Here is a 12,373-nt window from a genome sequence, read left to right as displayed (position 1 = left end):
ACTATGGATTACCTGTCGGCGCCTCCGCCACAGTCTGGATCTTGATGTGCTACATAAATGCTACGCTCGTAGCATGTCTAGGGTGGCGTCCCGCGAACTGCGAAACGACACGGCCGGCGTACTCCGTCGGGTCCAAGCAGGCGAAGAGGTGACGATCACGGTAAATGGACGAGCCGTCGCGGTGATCTCCGCTGTCGAGCCGAAACGTCGGCGGTGGGTGTCGAGCGCGGAATTGGTCAAGCGGCTCCAGACCAGCCAGGCGGACCCCGGTCTGCGTGATGACCTCGCGGAGCTCGTCGGTGAAACCACCGACGACCTCGACGAGTTGTGACCACCGATCGGCCCGCGGCCGGCATCCTCGACACCTCGGTCTTCATCGCCAACGAGAACGGGCGCCAACTGGAGATGTCGCTGATTCCGGAGGAGCTAGCCACGACGGTGGTGACCCTCGCCGAACTGAATGCAGGTGTGCTCGCGGCGCGGAACTCCGAGGTCCGGGCGCGTCGCCTTCGTACGTTGGATGCAGTCGCAGATATGACCGCGTTACCGGTCGACGAAGATGCGGCTCAACTCTCGGCGTTGCTACGCGTCCACTTGGCCGAGGCGGGGCGGCGGGTGCGCATCAACGACCTGTGGATCGCTGCAATCGCAGCCGCCAAGCAGCTGCCGGTAGTGACGCAGGATGGGGACTTCGATGTCCTGGAAGGTGTTGCGGGTCTCGCGATAGTCCATGTCTGAGGCCACGGCCCGCTCAGGTGTGGCGTCGCAACGCGGCCCGCGCCAGCGCGCATGCCGCCGGGCTGATCCGCACGGCGGCCATCCACCAGGACCGCCGTGGGGTAGCCGTCGAGTGCCGTCATCACCTGCTCGAGATGTAGTGTCAGCTCCCAGTTGTCGCCGTAGTCGTAGAGGTAGTGCAGTTTGTCCCCGAGGTCGTGCAATGTCTGGTCCAGGCGCACCTGCGAGGCCTCCGGACCGTCGCCGTCTTCGAATTCGGGATTGTCTGCGTCGTATGGACACAGGAACACTTGGCTGTCGCGATCGAACGGTCTGCCGCCCAACGAGAATCGGTGAAGGTGGTAGTCGTCCCAGCTGAAGGCCGCCTGCAGAACTTGATGCAGGACGTCCAACGTCACTTCGGAACGCAGGTCGAGCCGACGCCAGATGGACGGCCGGGCATCATCGAGGTCGACCCGGACGCAGAAGATCGCCAACTCGGCTCGCGGTCGCCGACGCAAGTCGGGTCGCGGGCCTGCACCGAACACGTGGCCACGGTAACTCACGCGCGACCGAGGGCGTATGCCCCTTACCCGTAATCACCGCCGAGTGTCGGTAGTACGTGTTAGCGTGCGAAAAGCGTCATGAGATGCCGTCGCCAAGCTCCGACTTGACGGCACGCCAACCCCATGCTCGTGGGTGGCTCGGATGACGACGCGGCCGAGTGCCGAACGGTGCTGGCAAGAGCGCCTCTGTAAGCAGGGGCCCGATTCATCGGAGAGTCCCGTGACTGAGTTCGAATCAGACGCCCAGTGGCGGTCTTTCAAGACCTTCGTCGCCGCGTATGTCGCGGGGATGCTGCATCCTCGCGACGTCTTCACTATCTCGCGGAAATCTGCCGTGGCCCCTCCGCTCGTCGAGTTTCGGTGCGATGCGGCAGGTCGGCTATGGCTCAGTATCGGTGCGCATTCGTGGAGTGACGAGGAAGGCGCCGCCGTCGAAGTCCCGCGGAAGGAACCGAATGAGGTTGCCGCGCATACGCTGCGCATGCTTCGCGACTATGCGAAACTCGACGACCCGAGCGAACTGCGTCTCAGTGGCAGCGGCCCCGCCAGCGCCGTGGCAGTCTTGGCTAAAGGCGGGTTCATGAGCGGTGATGGTGGCGACCCCGTCAGGGAAGCGGTCCTACACGCGAGGAGGTCGGCTGACATCGATGTCGAGGGTGACGCCATCGAGGTGGCAGCGCGAGAGGCCGGTGACCGTGCCTTCGCCGGAACAAGAAGTGGCTCGATTGCTGCGATCGTGTCTGCGCGCGAGTTAGCGAGTCTTCGGAGTTGGATAGACCCATTCAGCCCGACGCCGACGACGGGATACTTGGTCGGCGGCGCTTCGCCAAAGCAGCGCGAGGAGTGAAGAAGGAATGCGATACCGGCTTAGGCGGCCACGAACGACCCGAGCTCGATGTCGGATTGTCGCGTTGGAAGCCCCCCAGCGGCCACGGGGTGTAGAACAGCACCAGTATGACTCCGTCGCTGCGGGGCAGCACCTCGGCCGACACCTGCTTGTCCATGAACTCGACGTCGGCGGGTCGACGATCCGGGCGACCTGATACGGCGGCGACCGCGGAAGTCGAAAGCTTGTGTGACGCCGTTGCCGGGAGTGCTGCCTGATCGCTGACAGTCGCCAAAAGGGCCGGCACATTTTCGGCCGAACCGATGCTGGGATGTGTCGGTAGGCCGCGGTATATTGGACACAGCTTCACGAGATGTCGTCGCCAAGCTCCGACTGGACGACACGCCAACCCCACGCTCGTGGGTGGCTCGGATGACGAAGCGGCTGACACCGACCGGTGCCGGCAAGAGCGCCTCCCATCCGGAGGCCCGACGTTCGGGAGTCTCCATGTCCGGGTATGCCTGGGATCTTTCCCCTATCGATGACGCGTGCGGCGCCTATGCGCCTGGCCATCTCATCCATTGGGTTCAGTTCAACGTCTCCATGCGGAATCCGTGCGCCGTCATCCCCGTCACCGCAGAGGTCGACGATGATGGGTTGGTCCACATCGAGGGTGACGACCTGAGCCTGGTCCGGCGGCATCATCGCCCAGCCGTGTTGCGGGAGGCGCTGCGCGGGTTCGGCGGCAGGGCAGCGTGGAAACCACGGTGGTCCCTCTTGATGGTCCCCGAGGAAGCCTTCTTCGGCGGTGCCCGCAGCGTTTTCAGTTTGGCGACGCCGGACAAGTGGCTGGAGTGCCGCGTCTGGGGGTCAAGTCATCCCGATGACGTCGCTGCACGTGGAGTCAAATTGGGCTATGAGGCCGCCAACCAGAAGGTTTGGGCCGAGCAGGAGATCCGCAACGCAGAGCTACGCAATATCGACTACAGCCACATCCCGCCGTTGCGAATCGCCGATCGATATGCGGACGGGAGACGACGGAAGGGCCTTACCGGAAGTGGCGATGAGCGGCAGACAGGAGATGGCAAGCCATGAGGTTGGACATGGAGAAGTTGCGGGCTGCGGGCGCCGAGCCTGGGTGTCGGCCTGCGACAACCGATGACGAGCATCTTGACAAGTTGCGGGCCGACAGCGCGGGCTTCGACCTTATGAACGCCCATGACCCTCCAGGGCCTCGAGCGCCAGAAGATGTGTCGCCGCGCATCGGAAAAGCCAAAGGATACCGTGGGTTGTCTTTGAGGCGTCGAGTCCAATCGCAACATTCTCGAGTGCGGGCCTAAAGAGGCGTCGATGGATACCGGTGTCGGAACCAGCTACGTCACGGGATGACTCATGAACGAAAGAGGTCACGGTTCGGTCCCGTTGGCGCGCCCGCCGTCTTCTGCGGCGACCACCTGGGGCCCGTACTACGATACTTTGCATCCGCCTGGCACAGTCCACATCATGACCGCCTGGAAGGTGGTGCCGAAGTGGATGAAGAGTGCCGAGATGCGATGGGAATGCCGTCAATTACGTCGCCGTGAATACGAGGCGATCCACGGCAGCGATCCGGCCACCTGGCCGTGCCGACATCCCGGTGTTGTTCTGAACGATGCACTCTCGGCGTGCCTTGGGTGCCATTGGCTATACGCCGGAACCTATTACAACCTGGACCACGTATTCCAATATGCGGTCGATATCGCACGTCGTCATGAGGAGTCCAATGGGCAATTTCGCGGCGGGGAGGACCGATTGAAGCCAACCGCACGTTGGACACCCAGCCCGGATCCGGTGGTAACCCCGCCCATCCCACGTCGCATCCCGATCGTGCCGTTGCGCATCGCCGATCGGTATTCGAGTGGCAGACGGCTCTTCCCACGTCATAAACCGAACTAGGTCGTGGGTAGAGTACCTGTCGCGAGACCCGATTTCGGCTTCGAGCTCGACCCAGGAACGACACCACTGCGCCGACGTCATTGCCCGACAGGCAGTCTCACCAAGCTGACCGCAGCGCCGCGAAGTGCGTCACACCCGATATCAGAGACGCGGTCGTTCGATAGGCTGCCCTGTGATCTCGGCGATCAGCTCGAAGTCCTTGTCTGGGGCCAACACTGTGAGGTTGGCGATTTCTGCCACCAACAGGTCGGGAATGGACGGCGCGCGGTGCTTGCCGCGGTCAGCGAGAAGAAGTTGGACCTCAACCGCGCGATCCTCGGCCGCGGGGGTTAGGTATTCCAACGGCATCAGGGAGATTGGTGGAGACGCGGACTCTTCGCGTGCATCCTCGGCGCTCCGAAACGAAAAGCCGATTTCTAATCGGGTGATGGTGCTGATCCAAACCAGGCCGCGTTCGATTCGATCACCCACTGTGCCGCGTCGACGGTGGCCCCGAGTCGGGTGTATGCCGACCTGTCGATCAGCCATGACGTCACCGCCACGCGGACGCCATGACCTGTGCATCGTCAAGGTCCTGCGCCACGTCAGCCGCCCTACGCAAATCCGCGACAGTAAGCTTCCCCTCGGTCCTCGATCGTTCGGATTCGAACCTGCGCCGCAAGTACTCGTTGCGCGACAACCCAAGCGATGCAGCCTCCTCGTCGATGCGGGTGACCGCGGCCTCTGATAACCCTCGAATCAGCACATCGGGCATTCTGACCTCCTGATATCGACGATATCAACCGAACCGCCAACCAGGCCGCCTGCGTGTGAGCCTCTTGGCGACGGCTACTCGCCGAGCGCACAACTTCCGTCGCGCAGCGCGCTCGCGACGATCTCGACGCTTCCGGGGCCCGCTGAAAGCTATCCAGAACGGGCGGTGTCGAGGCCTTCCCGACCTACCCCTACGCCGCCACCAGCGAGCCGAGCTTGACGTCGGGATTGTCCCGTTGGAAGCCCTCCAGCCGCCACGGGGTGGAGAACAGCACGAGCATGACTCCGTCGCTGCGCGTCAACACCTCCGCTGACACCTGCTTGTCCATGAACTCCGCGTCGGCCGGGTCGACGACGCGCGCCACCTGATATGGCAGCGACTCCAACGCAATCGGCGTGCTGAACTCGGCGGCCATCCGGTGCACCGCCACCTCGAACTGCATCGGCCCGACCGCGGCGAGAACCGGCGCCTGGTCGCCGCGCCGGTCTGAACGCAGCACCTGCACCACGCCTTCCTGTTCGAGCTGCTCGATCCCGCGCCGAAACTGCTTGTGCTTGCTGGGATCAGTGCCGCGCGCCACCGCGAAATGCTCGGGAGAGAAGCTCGGTATCGGCGGAAACTGCACAGGCAAAACGCGATACAACGTGTCACCCGGGCGCAGCGCCGCGGCGTTGGCCAGCCCGATGACATCACCCGGCCAAGCGGTATCCAACGTGGCGCGCTGCTGGCCGAACACCGACTGCGCGTACTTGGTGACGAACGGCTTGCCGGTCGAGGCGTGGGTGAGAACCTCGCCGCGCTCGAACGTGCCCGAGACCACCCGCGCGTAGGCGATCCGATCACGATGCGCGGAGTCCATCCCGGCCTGCACCTTGAAAACCATAGCGCTGAAGGGTGATTCGACGGCACGGCGAGTCCCGTCGACGTCGAGGGCTCCGCTTGGCGCCGGCGCGAGGTCGACGAGCACATCGAGGAGCTGGTTCACGCCGAAGTTCAATGCCGCCGAGGTGAACAGCACCGGCGAGGCGTCGCCGCTGAGGAACTGCTCGCGGTCGTAATCAGCGCCGTCCGCGGACAGCAACTCAGATTCTTCGACGGCGGTATCCCAGTCGGCGCCGGCAGCGTCGTGCGCGTCGGACGCCGCGATGTACTCCTCGGGGGCTGCGGTGGCGCCGCCAGCGGTGCGGGTGAACCGGATGAAGTTCCCCGTCCGCCGGTCGAGCACCCCCTTGAAATCGCCGGCGATGCCGACGGGCCACGTCAACGGCGTGGGGCGCAAGCCGATTCGCGCCTTGATCTCGTCCATCAGTTCCAGCGCGTGGCGGCCCGGGCGGTCCCACTTGTTGACCACCGTGATGATCGGGATCCGACGGTGCTTGCACACCTGAAAAAGTTTCAGCGTCTGGGGCTCAAGGCCTTTGGCGGCGTCGATGAGCATTACCGCGGAATCGACGGCCGTCAGCACCCGGTAGGTGTCTTCGGAGAAGTCGGCGTGACCGGGGGTGTCGAGCAGGTTGATGACGCACGTGCGGTACGGGAACTGCAGCACCGTCGAGGTGATCGAGATGCCTCTCGCCTTCTCCATCTCCATCCAGTCCGACACCGTCGCCCGCCGGCCCGCTTTGCCGTGAACCGCGCCGGCCTCGGTGATGGCCCGGGCGTGCAACGCCAGCGCCTCGGTCAACGTCGATTTACCGGCGTCGGGATGGCTGATGACGGCAAAGGTCCTGCGGCGGCCCGCCTCTGCGGAGATACGGCCAGGTGGCGACGGGTCGGCGCTCGGCGAAGCCGTCAATGCAATGTCGGTCATAGCGTCAGCGATGGTATTGGCCCACGGTGCAAACCGGTAATCGGCCGCTCTGCGAGCCATGCCTTCGTTGCGCCCGAGGTCTCTATCATGGTTCCTGTCAAGCGACCGCGGCGGCGAACTGCTGATACAAGTAACCCAATAAGGACGTCAATCCGTCGCTATCCACCATGGCGGGAAGCTGATATCGAGCCGCTCGCTCTGTTTGTAGCCAGCCCATGTTGGGACACCTTCGGGCTGACCGCGATAGATGCCTCGCGCAGCCGCCACCACACGGTCGTGTTGGGTAGGCCACTGCAGCTCCGCCGCGAGCTGTTCAAGCTTGTTGCGTTCACGCCGCAGCACCCGATCAACGATCTGCACTGCTGGCAGCGCACCGCTCTTGTCGCCGTTACACCGGGCGCAGGCAAGTACTAGGTTTGACAGGCCGTCGATGCCGACGAGCGACCATGGCAGCACGTGGTCTATCGGATTGTTCGCCGGCAGGTGCGTCCCGCAGTAGAAGCAGTGCGGACCGAACACCTCTTTGTACGGCGCTCTGATCGCTGCCAATGCGGTACGTTCCCGGCCGAAAAGGTGCCCCGCAACGTCCGGCACGTCCTCGTCGAGGAACTTGTTCATCCGACGCACATCCTCAACCCACATGATCTCCAGCGCCGGTTTCAGTAAGCCGGCAAGGCGTGCCAGTCCGTTGGCCACACCGGCTTTGAGCTCGATGGCGTCCCCGTGAGCACGCACGCTGGACCGCGACACGTTCTCGCCGAGAAATGAATCGTCGTAGAGCAATGGGTCGCTCATCGGCGCGCCAGGCAGCTTCTGCAGTCGCGGAAGTGGTTGCTTGATCAGCGCGAGAGCGATTCGGTCGACGGCTACTTCATAGGCAGCCGGTGCGCGTAGCATCGCCGTCTCGAGTGACATCCGACTGTTGTTCGCCTTTGACGCCTCCCGCAAGGCCTTGGCCGCGTCGATGATCCGTGTCTTGCTTCCGGTTCGGCGTTGGGCAAGGTCGTGGCCCTGGAATGGGCGGACCTGATGCCAGTAGAGCGACAGAACGCGGTGGGCGAGTTCGGGGATCGGGACGGTCAGCGGGTCGTCCGGATGCGGTGGCAGGTTCTCGATGGAGTGCTCGATCAACGACATCAGTGTGGCCAATTTGTAAGTGGCGTCCCGCTGACCCTGCTCGAGGATCGCGACGACCCGCTGGCCGAGCAGTAGCGGATCATCCGGCATCGCCAACCCCGTCCATAACCGCGCGGCCCCCCGTCAGCGGACCTTAGCGGCCAGTCAACTGGTCGAGCACGAATTCCATGATTGCCGGCTCGTTCACCCGGATCCTGTCTCCATCGAGCGCTGAAACTCGTCGATAAATTTCGCCGTCGAGGCGGTAGGCAAGAAATCGGTCCTCGGTCAGTGCGTCGGGATCGACGATCCAATAGTTGGTGATCCCCGCGTTTGCATACTCGTGCACCTTCATGACGTGATCTGTTCCACGCGAGCCCGGCGATACGATCTCGACGACGAGCACGACATCTGTCGCCGCGACGCGCGCAGGGCGCTGCTCGAACACGCGATCCGGGACCACGACGATGTCGGGGTCACGCACACTCGGCGGAAACGAGGTTCTCGTTATCACCTCGATCTCAGGAACCGCCTCGAGTCCATCGGGCAGGTGATCCTCGAGGAGGCGGGTGAGCCTTCTGGAGATGCGTTGGTGCCACAGCTGCGGGCGCGGCGACATGATGAGGTTCCCCTCACTGAGTTCCCACCGTCGCGTCGGGTCGAGTTCAAGGGCATCCCACTGCTCGAGGGTGAGCAAACCGGGTGGCAAGTGTGCAAGGTCAGGCACCGCGCACCTCCTCTCGCATCGAACTCGAATAAGTGCAGATTACGCGCAACGGCGATCACATCGGACTCTGGCGGACGCCACCGACAAGCGGGAATGACGACTGTCCTACCCCATGGGTGTTGGTTTCGGCACTACGTTGAGTCCGGTAATGCCGTCGGCGGAGAGGAACCCCAGCGATGATCACGACACGCGCCGAAGCCGCGCAGTACCTCAAGGATGCCGGCGGGATAAAGCTCGTCGTCTTCGGAGCGGATGGGCGCGAGGTCGCGGCGATGTTCGTGCGAGGGAAGGTGAACTACGACCAGGAGGAATCCCGCTTCCTCGCGGTCGGCGAGGACGGCCGCACGGTCGGCGAGCTATTCGTGAACGATACGGTCCACTACGACGAGAACATCGACGCATTCATCATCCGCGCCGCGCAATAGTCCACGCACTGACGAGCGCGTCGTCGCGGGCTGAACCGCAACGTCTTTCGGAGCTCACGACGTCGAGGCCGCTCTCTCCGCTTGCGTCGCCTCCTGCCGGTTCGCGTAGATCTCGGCCAGGAACTGCTCGACGGCGACCGCCGCGTGCGCGGCGCGCGCCGAGCCCAGCATGTCGAAAGCGTGTTGGGCGAACGGCAATTCGGCGTACACCACCGGCTGGGTGCTGACGTCCCGCAGCTTGGCGACGAATGCCCGCGCCTGCTCGACGGGAACCAGCGAGTCGTTGGTTCCGTGCAGGACGAAGAACGGCGGATCATCCGCGGTCACGTGATTCACCGGCGACGCGTCAGCATACGTCTCGAAGCTCGTCGAATGCCGTTGCTTGATCACCATCTGCTCGAGCAGCTCCGGCATCGACGGATGCATGGCGTCCTCGAACCGGGTGAAGTCGTAGACGCCGTAGAACGGTACGGCGGCTTGAACCCGGGTGTCGACGTCTTCGAAACCCGGCTGGTACCGCGGGTCGTTCGGTGTCAGCGCCGCCAGCGACGACAGATGCCCGCCGGCCGAGCCGCCGGTGATCGCGATGAAGTCGGGGTCACCGCCGTAGTCGGCGATGTGCGTCTTGACCCATGCCAGTGCACGCTTGACGTCGACGATGTGGTCGGGCCACGTGTTGCGCGGGCTGTGCCGGTAGTTGGCCGCCACGCAGATCCAGCCCAGCTCGGCGAGGTGGCTCATCAACGGATGTGCCTGTCCGCGTTTGTTTCCGGTGACCCAGGCCCCACCGGGGATCTGGAAGAGCACCGGCGCCTTCCCGCTCGGGTCGAGATCGGGGCGCCGCCAGATGTCGAGCTGGTTGGCGCTGCTGTATTCGCCGTAGCTGATGTTCCCGTCGTGCGTGTAGTCGCGGTAGATCCGCAGCATTCGCAAAGCACCCGGGCTCTTGGCGGTGCCGGCACCGGCGGGCCGGCGCCACAGCCCCGTCGAGTCGGTGCGGCGATCAGGACCCAGCCCGCTGTCCAACGCCTCGCGCAATGGAATGGCGGCCTTGTGGCCCGCGCGGTTGAAGTTCAGCAGACCGACCGCCGAGATCGCGGCGACCACCCATGAGAGGACGCGCACCGGGCGCGTCAGCCGACGAGCCGTCAGCGCCAGCCCGCCGAGCTGGCTCGCGAGCGTCTGCAGCGGGAACTCGCTGACCACGAGACCGAACCCGAACGAGAAAATCGACGGGTAGCCCTTACGCGCCAGCGGCCGGTAGCCGTTGAGGGTGGAGGCGGCGGTCACCGCGGTGACGATTATCGCTCCGACCTGCCGGGCGATGTGGATGGCTCGATCCTTGCGCATTCGGCCACCATACGAGGCGATGCTCGACTTCATGGTGCGGGCAACTCGTGCGCCGGGGCGCCGATGTAAGGCAAGTGACAAACTGTTGACACCCAGGCTGCCGGTCACACGCAGGCCAAGGCGTATATCTGGTCTGGGTCGTGGGTCTTAGCCCTGATCGGCGATGAGCCTTTCCAAGAGGTCGACGATGTGCTGTTGGCCCGCGGCCGCGGCATCGAGTTTCCCGCGGATTTCGATGAACCCGTTATCCACCTGGTCGAAGCGCACGTCGACACCGCGAAAGCGCTCATCGACACCGCGAAAGCGCTCGTCGACGCGTGTGAAACGGGCGCTCATCTCGCTGCCTAGATCGGTCATGTCTTCGCGCAAGGCGTTGAAGCCGGCGACGGTGGCGCGACGAAAGTCGCGGAGCTCGCCTCGGAACTCAGTGACGTCGCGGTCGGCCGCCCCAGCGAGCACCCGAGCAGCTGCGGCGTCCTGTTCACTTGCCTGTACTCGCTTCGAAAGCCCGCGCACCTGTGCTTCTAGTGCCTCCACGCGGACCTCGAGACCTTCAGGCTCCATGATCGGGAGCCTACCGCCGGGGCGAATCCGGTTCGATGCATGAATTGTGGCGTTCGCCCGACGGTAGCCGAACCATCTGAGCCGACGCCCGTGCGGTCATGCCACCGGCCAGTCGTGCACCGGCGCGCCGGTGTGCGCGTGCTCGACATACCGCCGGGTCATCTCGTGCAGCGCCGCGATGCGCTCGAGCCCGCGCTCCTGCAGACGGCGCACCACGTCGACCTGCCAGGCCGCACCGGTACGGCCACCTCGAACCCGCGCTTCGATGACACCGAGATAGCGGTCACGGTCGTCGGGATCTACACCCCAGGCGTCGAGACCGGCTGCGGCGGCTGGTAGCAGGACCTCACGCGTGAGTCTATCTACCGGGTAATCGACGCCCCGCCAAGACAATTGCGCGGCCAGTCCGTCGCGCGCTGCGCGGTGCAGATTCCGCTCGGCCACCGCGAACGGCACCTGGTCCCACGGGGCGGGGTCGCTATCGCTGACCGCGCGCAGCAGCCCGTAGTAGTACGCGGCGTTGGCGAGCATGTCGACCGCGGTCGGTCCGCTGGGCAGTACCCGGTTTTCGATGCGCAGCTGCGGCCGCCCGGCCTGCACGTCGTACACCGGACGGTTCCAGCGCCACACCGTGCCGTTGTGCAGCCTCAGCTCACGCAGGTTAGGAGCACGCCCCTCGTCCAAGGCTGCATCGGGATCCTGGGCCTCCATCGTTGGAAGCAGCGGAGGAAAGTCTCGAACGATGTCGTCGAACAGCTCCACCGGATCGTCGACCCAGCGGTCACCGAGGCGAACCCGCGGCGGAGCGCCCGCGCGGACGTCCTTGAGACGGCGGCTGTCAAGAAGCTGCTCCAACAACGGGATTCGGGTCTCCTGCCAGGCCTGGTAGCCGAGCAGATAGGGCGCGTTCGCGGCGACTGCCACCTGAGCGCCCGCGATCATCTGCGCGGCGTTGTAGTAGGCGGCGAACCGGTCTGGTGGCACCCGCAGGTGCAGCTGCAGGCTGGTGGTGGCGGCATCGGGGGCCACGGAGTCGGTGCTGAACTCCACCGGCTCGCACCCGTCGGCGATGCGTACCGCGAACGGGCGGTGGCGCGCTGCGCGCATGCGCCGCGCCAGCAGCTCGTAGCGCGGGTTGTGCGAGATGCGCTCGACGGTCAGCTGCTCGGCGCTCACGGTGGGCAGCATCCCGACGGCGACCAGCCGAACTCCAAGCCCTTCGATCGCGGCCCTGCTCCGGTCGAACACGTCGGCGAGGTCGGCTTCGCACTCGCGCAGTACCTGGCCCTCTAACCGGCGAGGAGCCAGGTTCAGCTCCACGTTGAACTGGCCGAGCTCGTGCTGCATGTCCGCCCGCCCCAGGCGCGTCAGGACGGCGTCGTTGATCAGCCGCGGCCGGCCCAACGGGTCGACGAGATCGAACTCCACCTCCATCCCGATGGTGTCCTCATGCCCGTCGAACCAGCCGTCGTCCACCATGCGTCGCAACGCGGCGACACACCGCTCGAGCCTGCGCTGCACGACGTGGCCGGTGTCGCCGACAAGGGCGGACGGTTCGACCCGTTCACCCATGCTGCACCTCC

13 protein-coding genes, 3 pseudogenes and 2 riboswitches are annotated in these 12,373 nt (G+C 64.8%); of the genes and pseudogenes, 6 read left to right on the top strand and 10 right to left on the bottom strand.

Annotated features, from left to right (window positions below; all coding sequences use genetic code 11):
* Window positions 1-73 precede the first annotated feature (73 nt).
* Both QGN32_RS07785 and QGN32_RS07780 read left to right on the top strand, forming a co-directional pair.
* A complete protein-coding gene (locus QGN32_RS07785) occupies window positions 74-331 on the top strand; it encodes a type II toxin-antitoxin system Phd/YefM family antitoxin (RefSeq protein ID WP_326548022.1) in 258 nt (85 codons plus the stop codon).
* Window positions 328-738 (top strand): type II toxin-antitoxin system VapC family toxin, encoded by a 411-nt coding sequence (locus QGN32_RS07780; RefSeq protein ID WP_326548021.1) that lies wholly within the window; start codon window positions 328-330, stop codon window positions 736-738. The genes QGN32_RS07785 and QGN32_RS07780 overlap by 4 nt, the downstream gene beginning before the upstream one ends.
* Before the next feature lie 119 nt (window positions 739-857).
* Here QGN32_RS07780 and QGN32_RS07775 read toward each other — a convergent pair.
* Window positions 858-1,265, bottom strand: a pseudogene (locus QGN32_RS07775) (plasmid pRiA4b ORF-3 family protein); the annotation flags it as partial.
* Between the two features lie 92 nt (window positions 1,266-1,357).
* Window positions 1,358-1,470: riboswitch (SAM riboswitch) on the top strand.
* Between the two features lie 33 nt (window positions 1,471-1,503).
* Here QGN32_RS07775 and QGN32_RS07770 point away from each other — a divergent pair.
* Window positions 1,504-2,130, top strand: coding sequence for a hypothetical protein (locus QGN32_RS07770; protein ID WP_326548020.1), 627 nt, complete (start codon window positions 1,504-1,506; stop codon window positions 2,128-2,130).
* A gap of 20 nt (window positions 2,131-2,150) precedes the next feature.
* Here the strand turns inward: QGN32_RS07770 and QGN32_RS24260 are convergent.
* Window positions 2,151-2,334: pseudogene (locus tag QGN32_RS24260) on the bottom strand (peptide chain release factor 3); the annotation flags it as partial.
* A gap of 139 nt (window positions 2,335-2,473) precedes the next feature.
* Window positions 2,474-2,585: riboswitch (SAM riboswitch) on the top strand.
* Here QGN32_RS24260 and QGN32_RS07765 point away from each other — a divergent pair.
* On the top strand, window positions 2,542-3,204 hold the full coding sequence (locus QGN32_RS07765; protein ID WP_326548019.1) for a hypothetical protein: 663 nt from the start codon (window positions 2,542-2,544) through the stop codon (window positions 3,202-3,204). (Overlaps the previous riboswitch by 44 nt.)
* A 408-nt stretch (window positions 3,205-3,612) precedes the next feature.
* On the top strand, window positions 3,613-4,044 hold the full coding sequence (locus tag QGN32_RS07760; protein WP_326548018.1) for a hypothetical protein: 432 nt from the start codon (window positions 3,613-3,615) through the stop codon (window positions 4,042-4,044).
* A gap of 141 nt (window positions 4,045-4,185) precedes the next feature.
* On the opposite strand, the pseudogene QGN32_RS07755 reads toward QGN32_RS07760, so the two are convergent.
* The 5 genes and pseudogenes from QGN32_RS07755 to QGN32_RS07740 form a co-directional block, all read right to left on the bottom strand.
* A pseudogene (locus tag QGN32_RS07755) lies at window positions 4,186-4,586 on the bottom strand (PIN domain-containing protein).
* Complete coding sequence (gene vapB, locus QGN32_RS24255; protein ID WP_442791794.1) at window positions 4,577-4,798, bottom strand: type II toxin-antitoxin system VapB family antitoxin; 222 nt, start codon at window positions 4,796-4,798, stop codon at window positions 4,577-4,579. The pseudogene QGN32_RS07755 and the gene vapB overlap by 10 nt, the downstream one beginning before the upstream one ends.
* 190 nt (window positions 4,799-4,988) lie before the next feature.
* Window positions 4,989-6,608, bottom strand: coding sequence for a peptide chain release factor 3 (locus QGN32_RS07750; RefSeq protein WP_326548017.1), 1,620 nt, complete (start codon window positions 6,606-6,608; stop codon window positions 4,989-4,991).
* 147 nt (window positions 6,609-6,755) lie between these two features.
* Complete coding sequence (locus QGN32_RS07745; RefSeq protein ID WP_326548016.1) at window positions 6,756-7,835, bottom strand: HNH endonuclease; 1,080 nt, start codon at window positions 7,833-7,835, stop codon at window positions 6,756-6,758.
* 43 nt (window positions 7,836-7,878) lie between these two features.
* On the bottom strand, window positions 7,879-8,451 hold the full coding sequence (locus QGN32_RS07740) for a Uma2 family endonuclease (RefSeq protein ID WP_326548015.1): 573 nt from the start codon (window positions 8,449-8,451) through the stop codon (window positions 7,879-7,881).
* Between the two features lie 176 nt (window positions 8,452-8,627).
* Between QGN32_RS07740 and QGN32_RS07735 the strand changes: the two genes are divergently transcribed.
* Window positions 8,628-8,876 carry a hypothetical protein gene (locus QGN32_RS07735; protein ID WP_326548014.1) on the top strand — a complete coding sequence of 83 codons (249 nt, stop codon included), beginning with the start codon at window positions 8,628-8,630 and terminating at the stop codon, window positions 8,874-8,876.
* Window positions 8,877-8,930: 54 nt separating this feature from the next.
* Here the strand turns inward: QGN32_RS07735 and QGN32_RS07730 are convergent, their stop codons facing one another.
* From QGN32_RS07730 to QGN32_RS07720, 3 genes are all read right to left on the bottom strand, one after another.
* Window positions 8,931-10,226, bottom strand: coding sequence for an alpha/beta hydrolase fold domain-containing protein (locus tag QGN32_RS07730; RefSeq protein WP_326548013.1), 1,296 nt, complete (start codon window positions 10,224-10,226; stop codon window positions 8,931-8,933).
* Between the two features lie 147 nt (window positions 10,227-10,373).
* Window positions 10,374-10,790, bottom strand: coding sequence for a hypothetical protein (locus tag QGN32_RS07725; protein WP_326548012.1), 417 nt, complete (start codon window positions 10,788-10,790; stop codon window positions 10,374-10,376).
* A 96-nt stretch (window positions 10,791-10,886) separates the two neighbouring features.
* Complete coding sequence (locus QGN32_RS07720) at window positions 10,887-12,362, bottom strand: glutamate-cysteine ligase family protein (protein ID WP_326548011.1); 1,476 nt, start codon at window positions 12,360-12,362, stop codon at window positions 10,887-10,889.
* Window positions 12,363-12,373 lie beyond the last annotated feature (11 nt).

It is taken from the genome of Mycolicibacterium sp. ND9-15 (assembly GCF_035918395.1).
Taxonomy (GTDB): Bacteria; Actinomycetota; Actinomycetes; order Mycobacteriales; family Mycobacteriaceae; genus Mycobacterium.
This window is presented reverse-complemented; position numbering and strand designations above follow the sequence as displayed.

Bases quoted from the DNA above. Each gene is read 5' to 3' on its own strand.
- QGN32_RS07785 (WP_326548022.1), top strand. From the start codon at position 74: ATGTCTAGGGTGGCGTCCCGCGAACTGCGAAACGACACGGCCGGCGTA.
- QGN32_RS07765 (WP_326548019.1), top strand. From the start codon at position 2,542: ATGACGAAGCGGCTGACACCGACCGGTGCCGGCAAGAGCGCCTCCCAT.
- QGN32_RS07760 (WP_326548018.1), top strand. From the start codon at position 3,613: ATGACCGCCTGGAAGGTGGTGCCGAAGTGGATGAAGAGTGCCGAGATG.
- vapB (WP_442791794.1), bottom strand. From the start codon at position 4,798: ATGCCCGATGTGCTGATTCGAGGGTTATCAGAGGCCGCGGTCACCCGC.
- QGN32_RS07750 (WP_326548017.1), bottom strand. From the start codon at position 6,608: ATGACCGACATTGCATTGACGGCTTCGCCGAGCGCCGACCCGTCGCCA.
- QGN32_RS07745 (WP_326548016.1), bottom strand. From the start codon at position 7,835: ATGCCGGATGATCCGCTACTGCTCGGCCAGCGGGTCGTCGCGATCCTC.
- QGN32_RS07735 (WP_326548014.1), top strand. From the start codon at position 8,628: ATGATCACGACACGCGCCGAAGCCGCGCAGTACCTCAAGGATGCCGGC.
- QGN32_RS07730 (WP_326548013.1), bottom strand. From the start codon at position 10,226: ATGCGCAAGGATCGAGCCATCCACATCGCCCGGCAGGTCGGAGCGATA.
- QGN32_RS07725 (WP_326548012.1), bottom strand. From the start codon at position 10,790: ATGGAGCCTGAAGGTCTCGAGGTCCGCGTGGAGGCACTAGAAGCACAG.
- QGN32_RS07720 (WP_326548011.1), bottom strand. From the start codon at position 12,362: ATGGGTGAACGGGTCGAACCGTCCGCCCTTGTCGGCGACACCGGCCAC.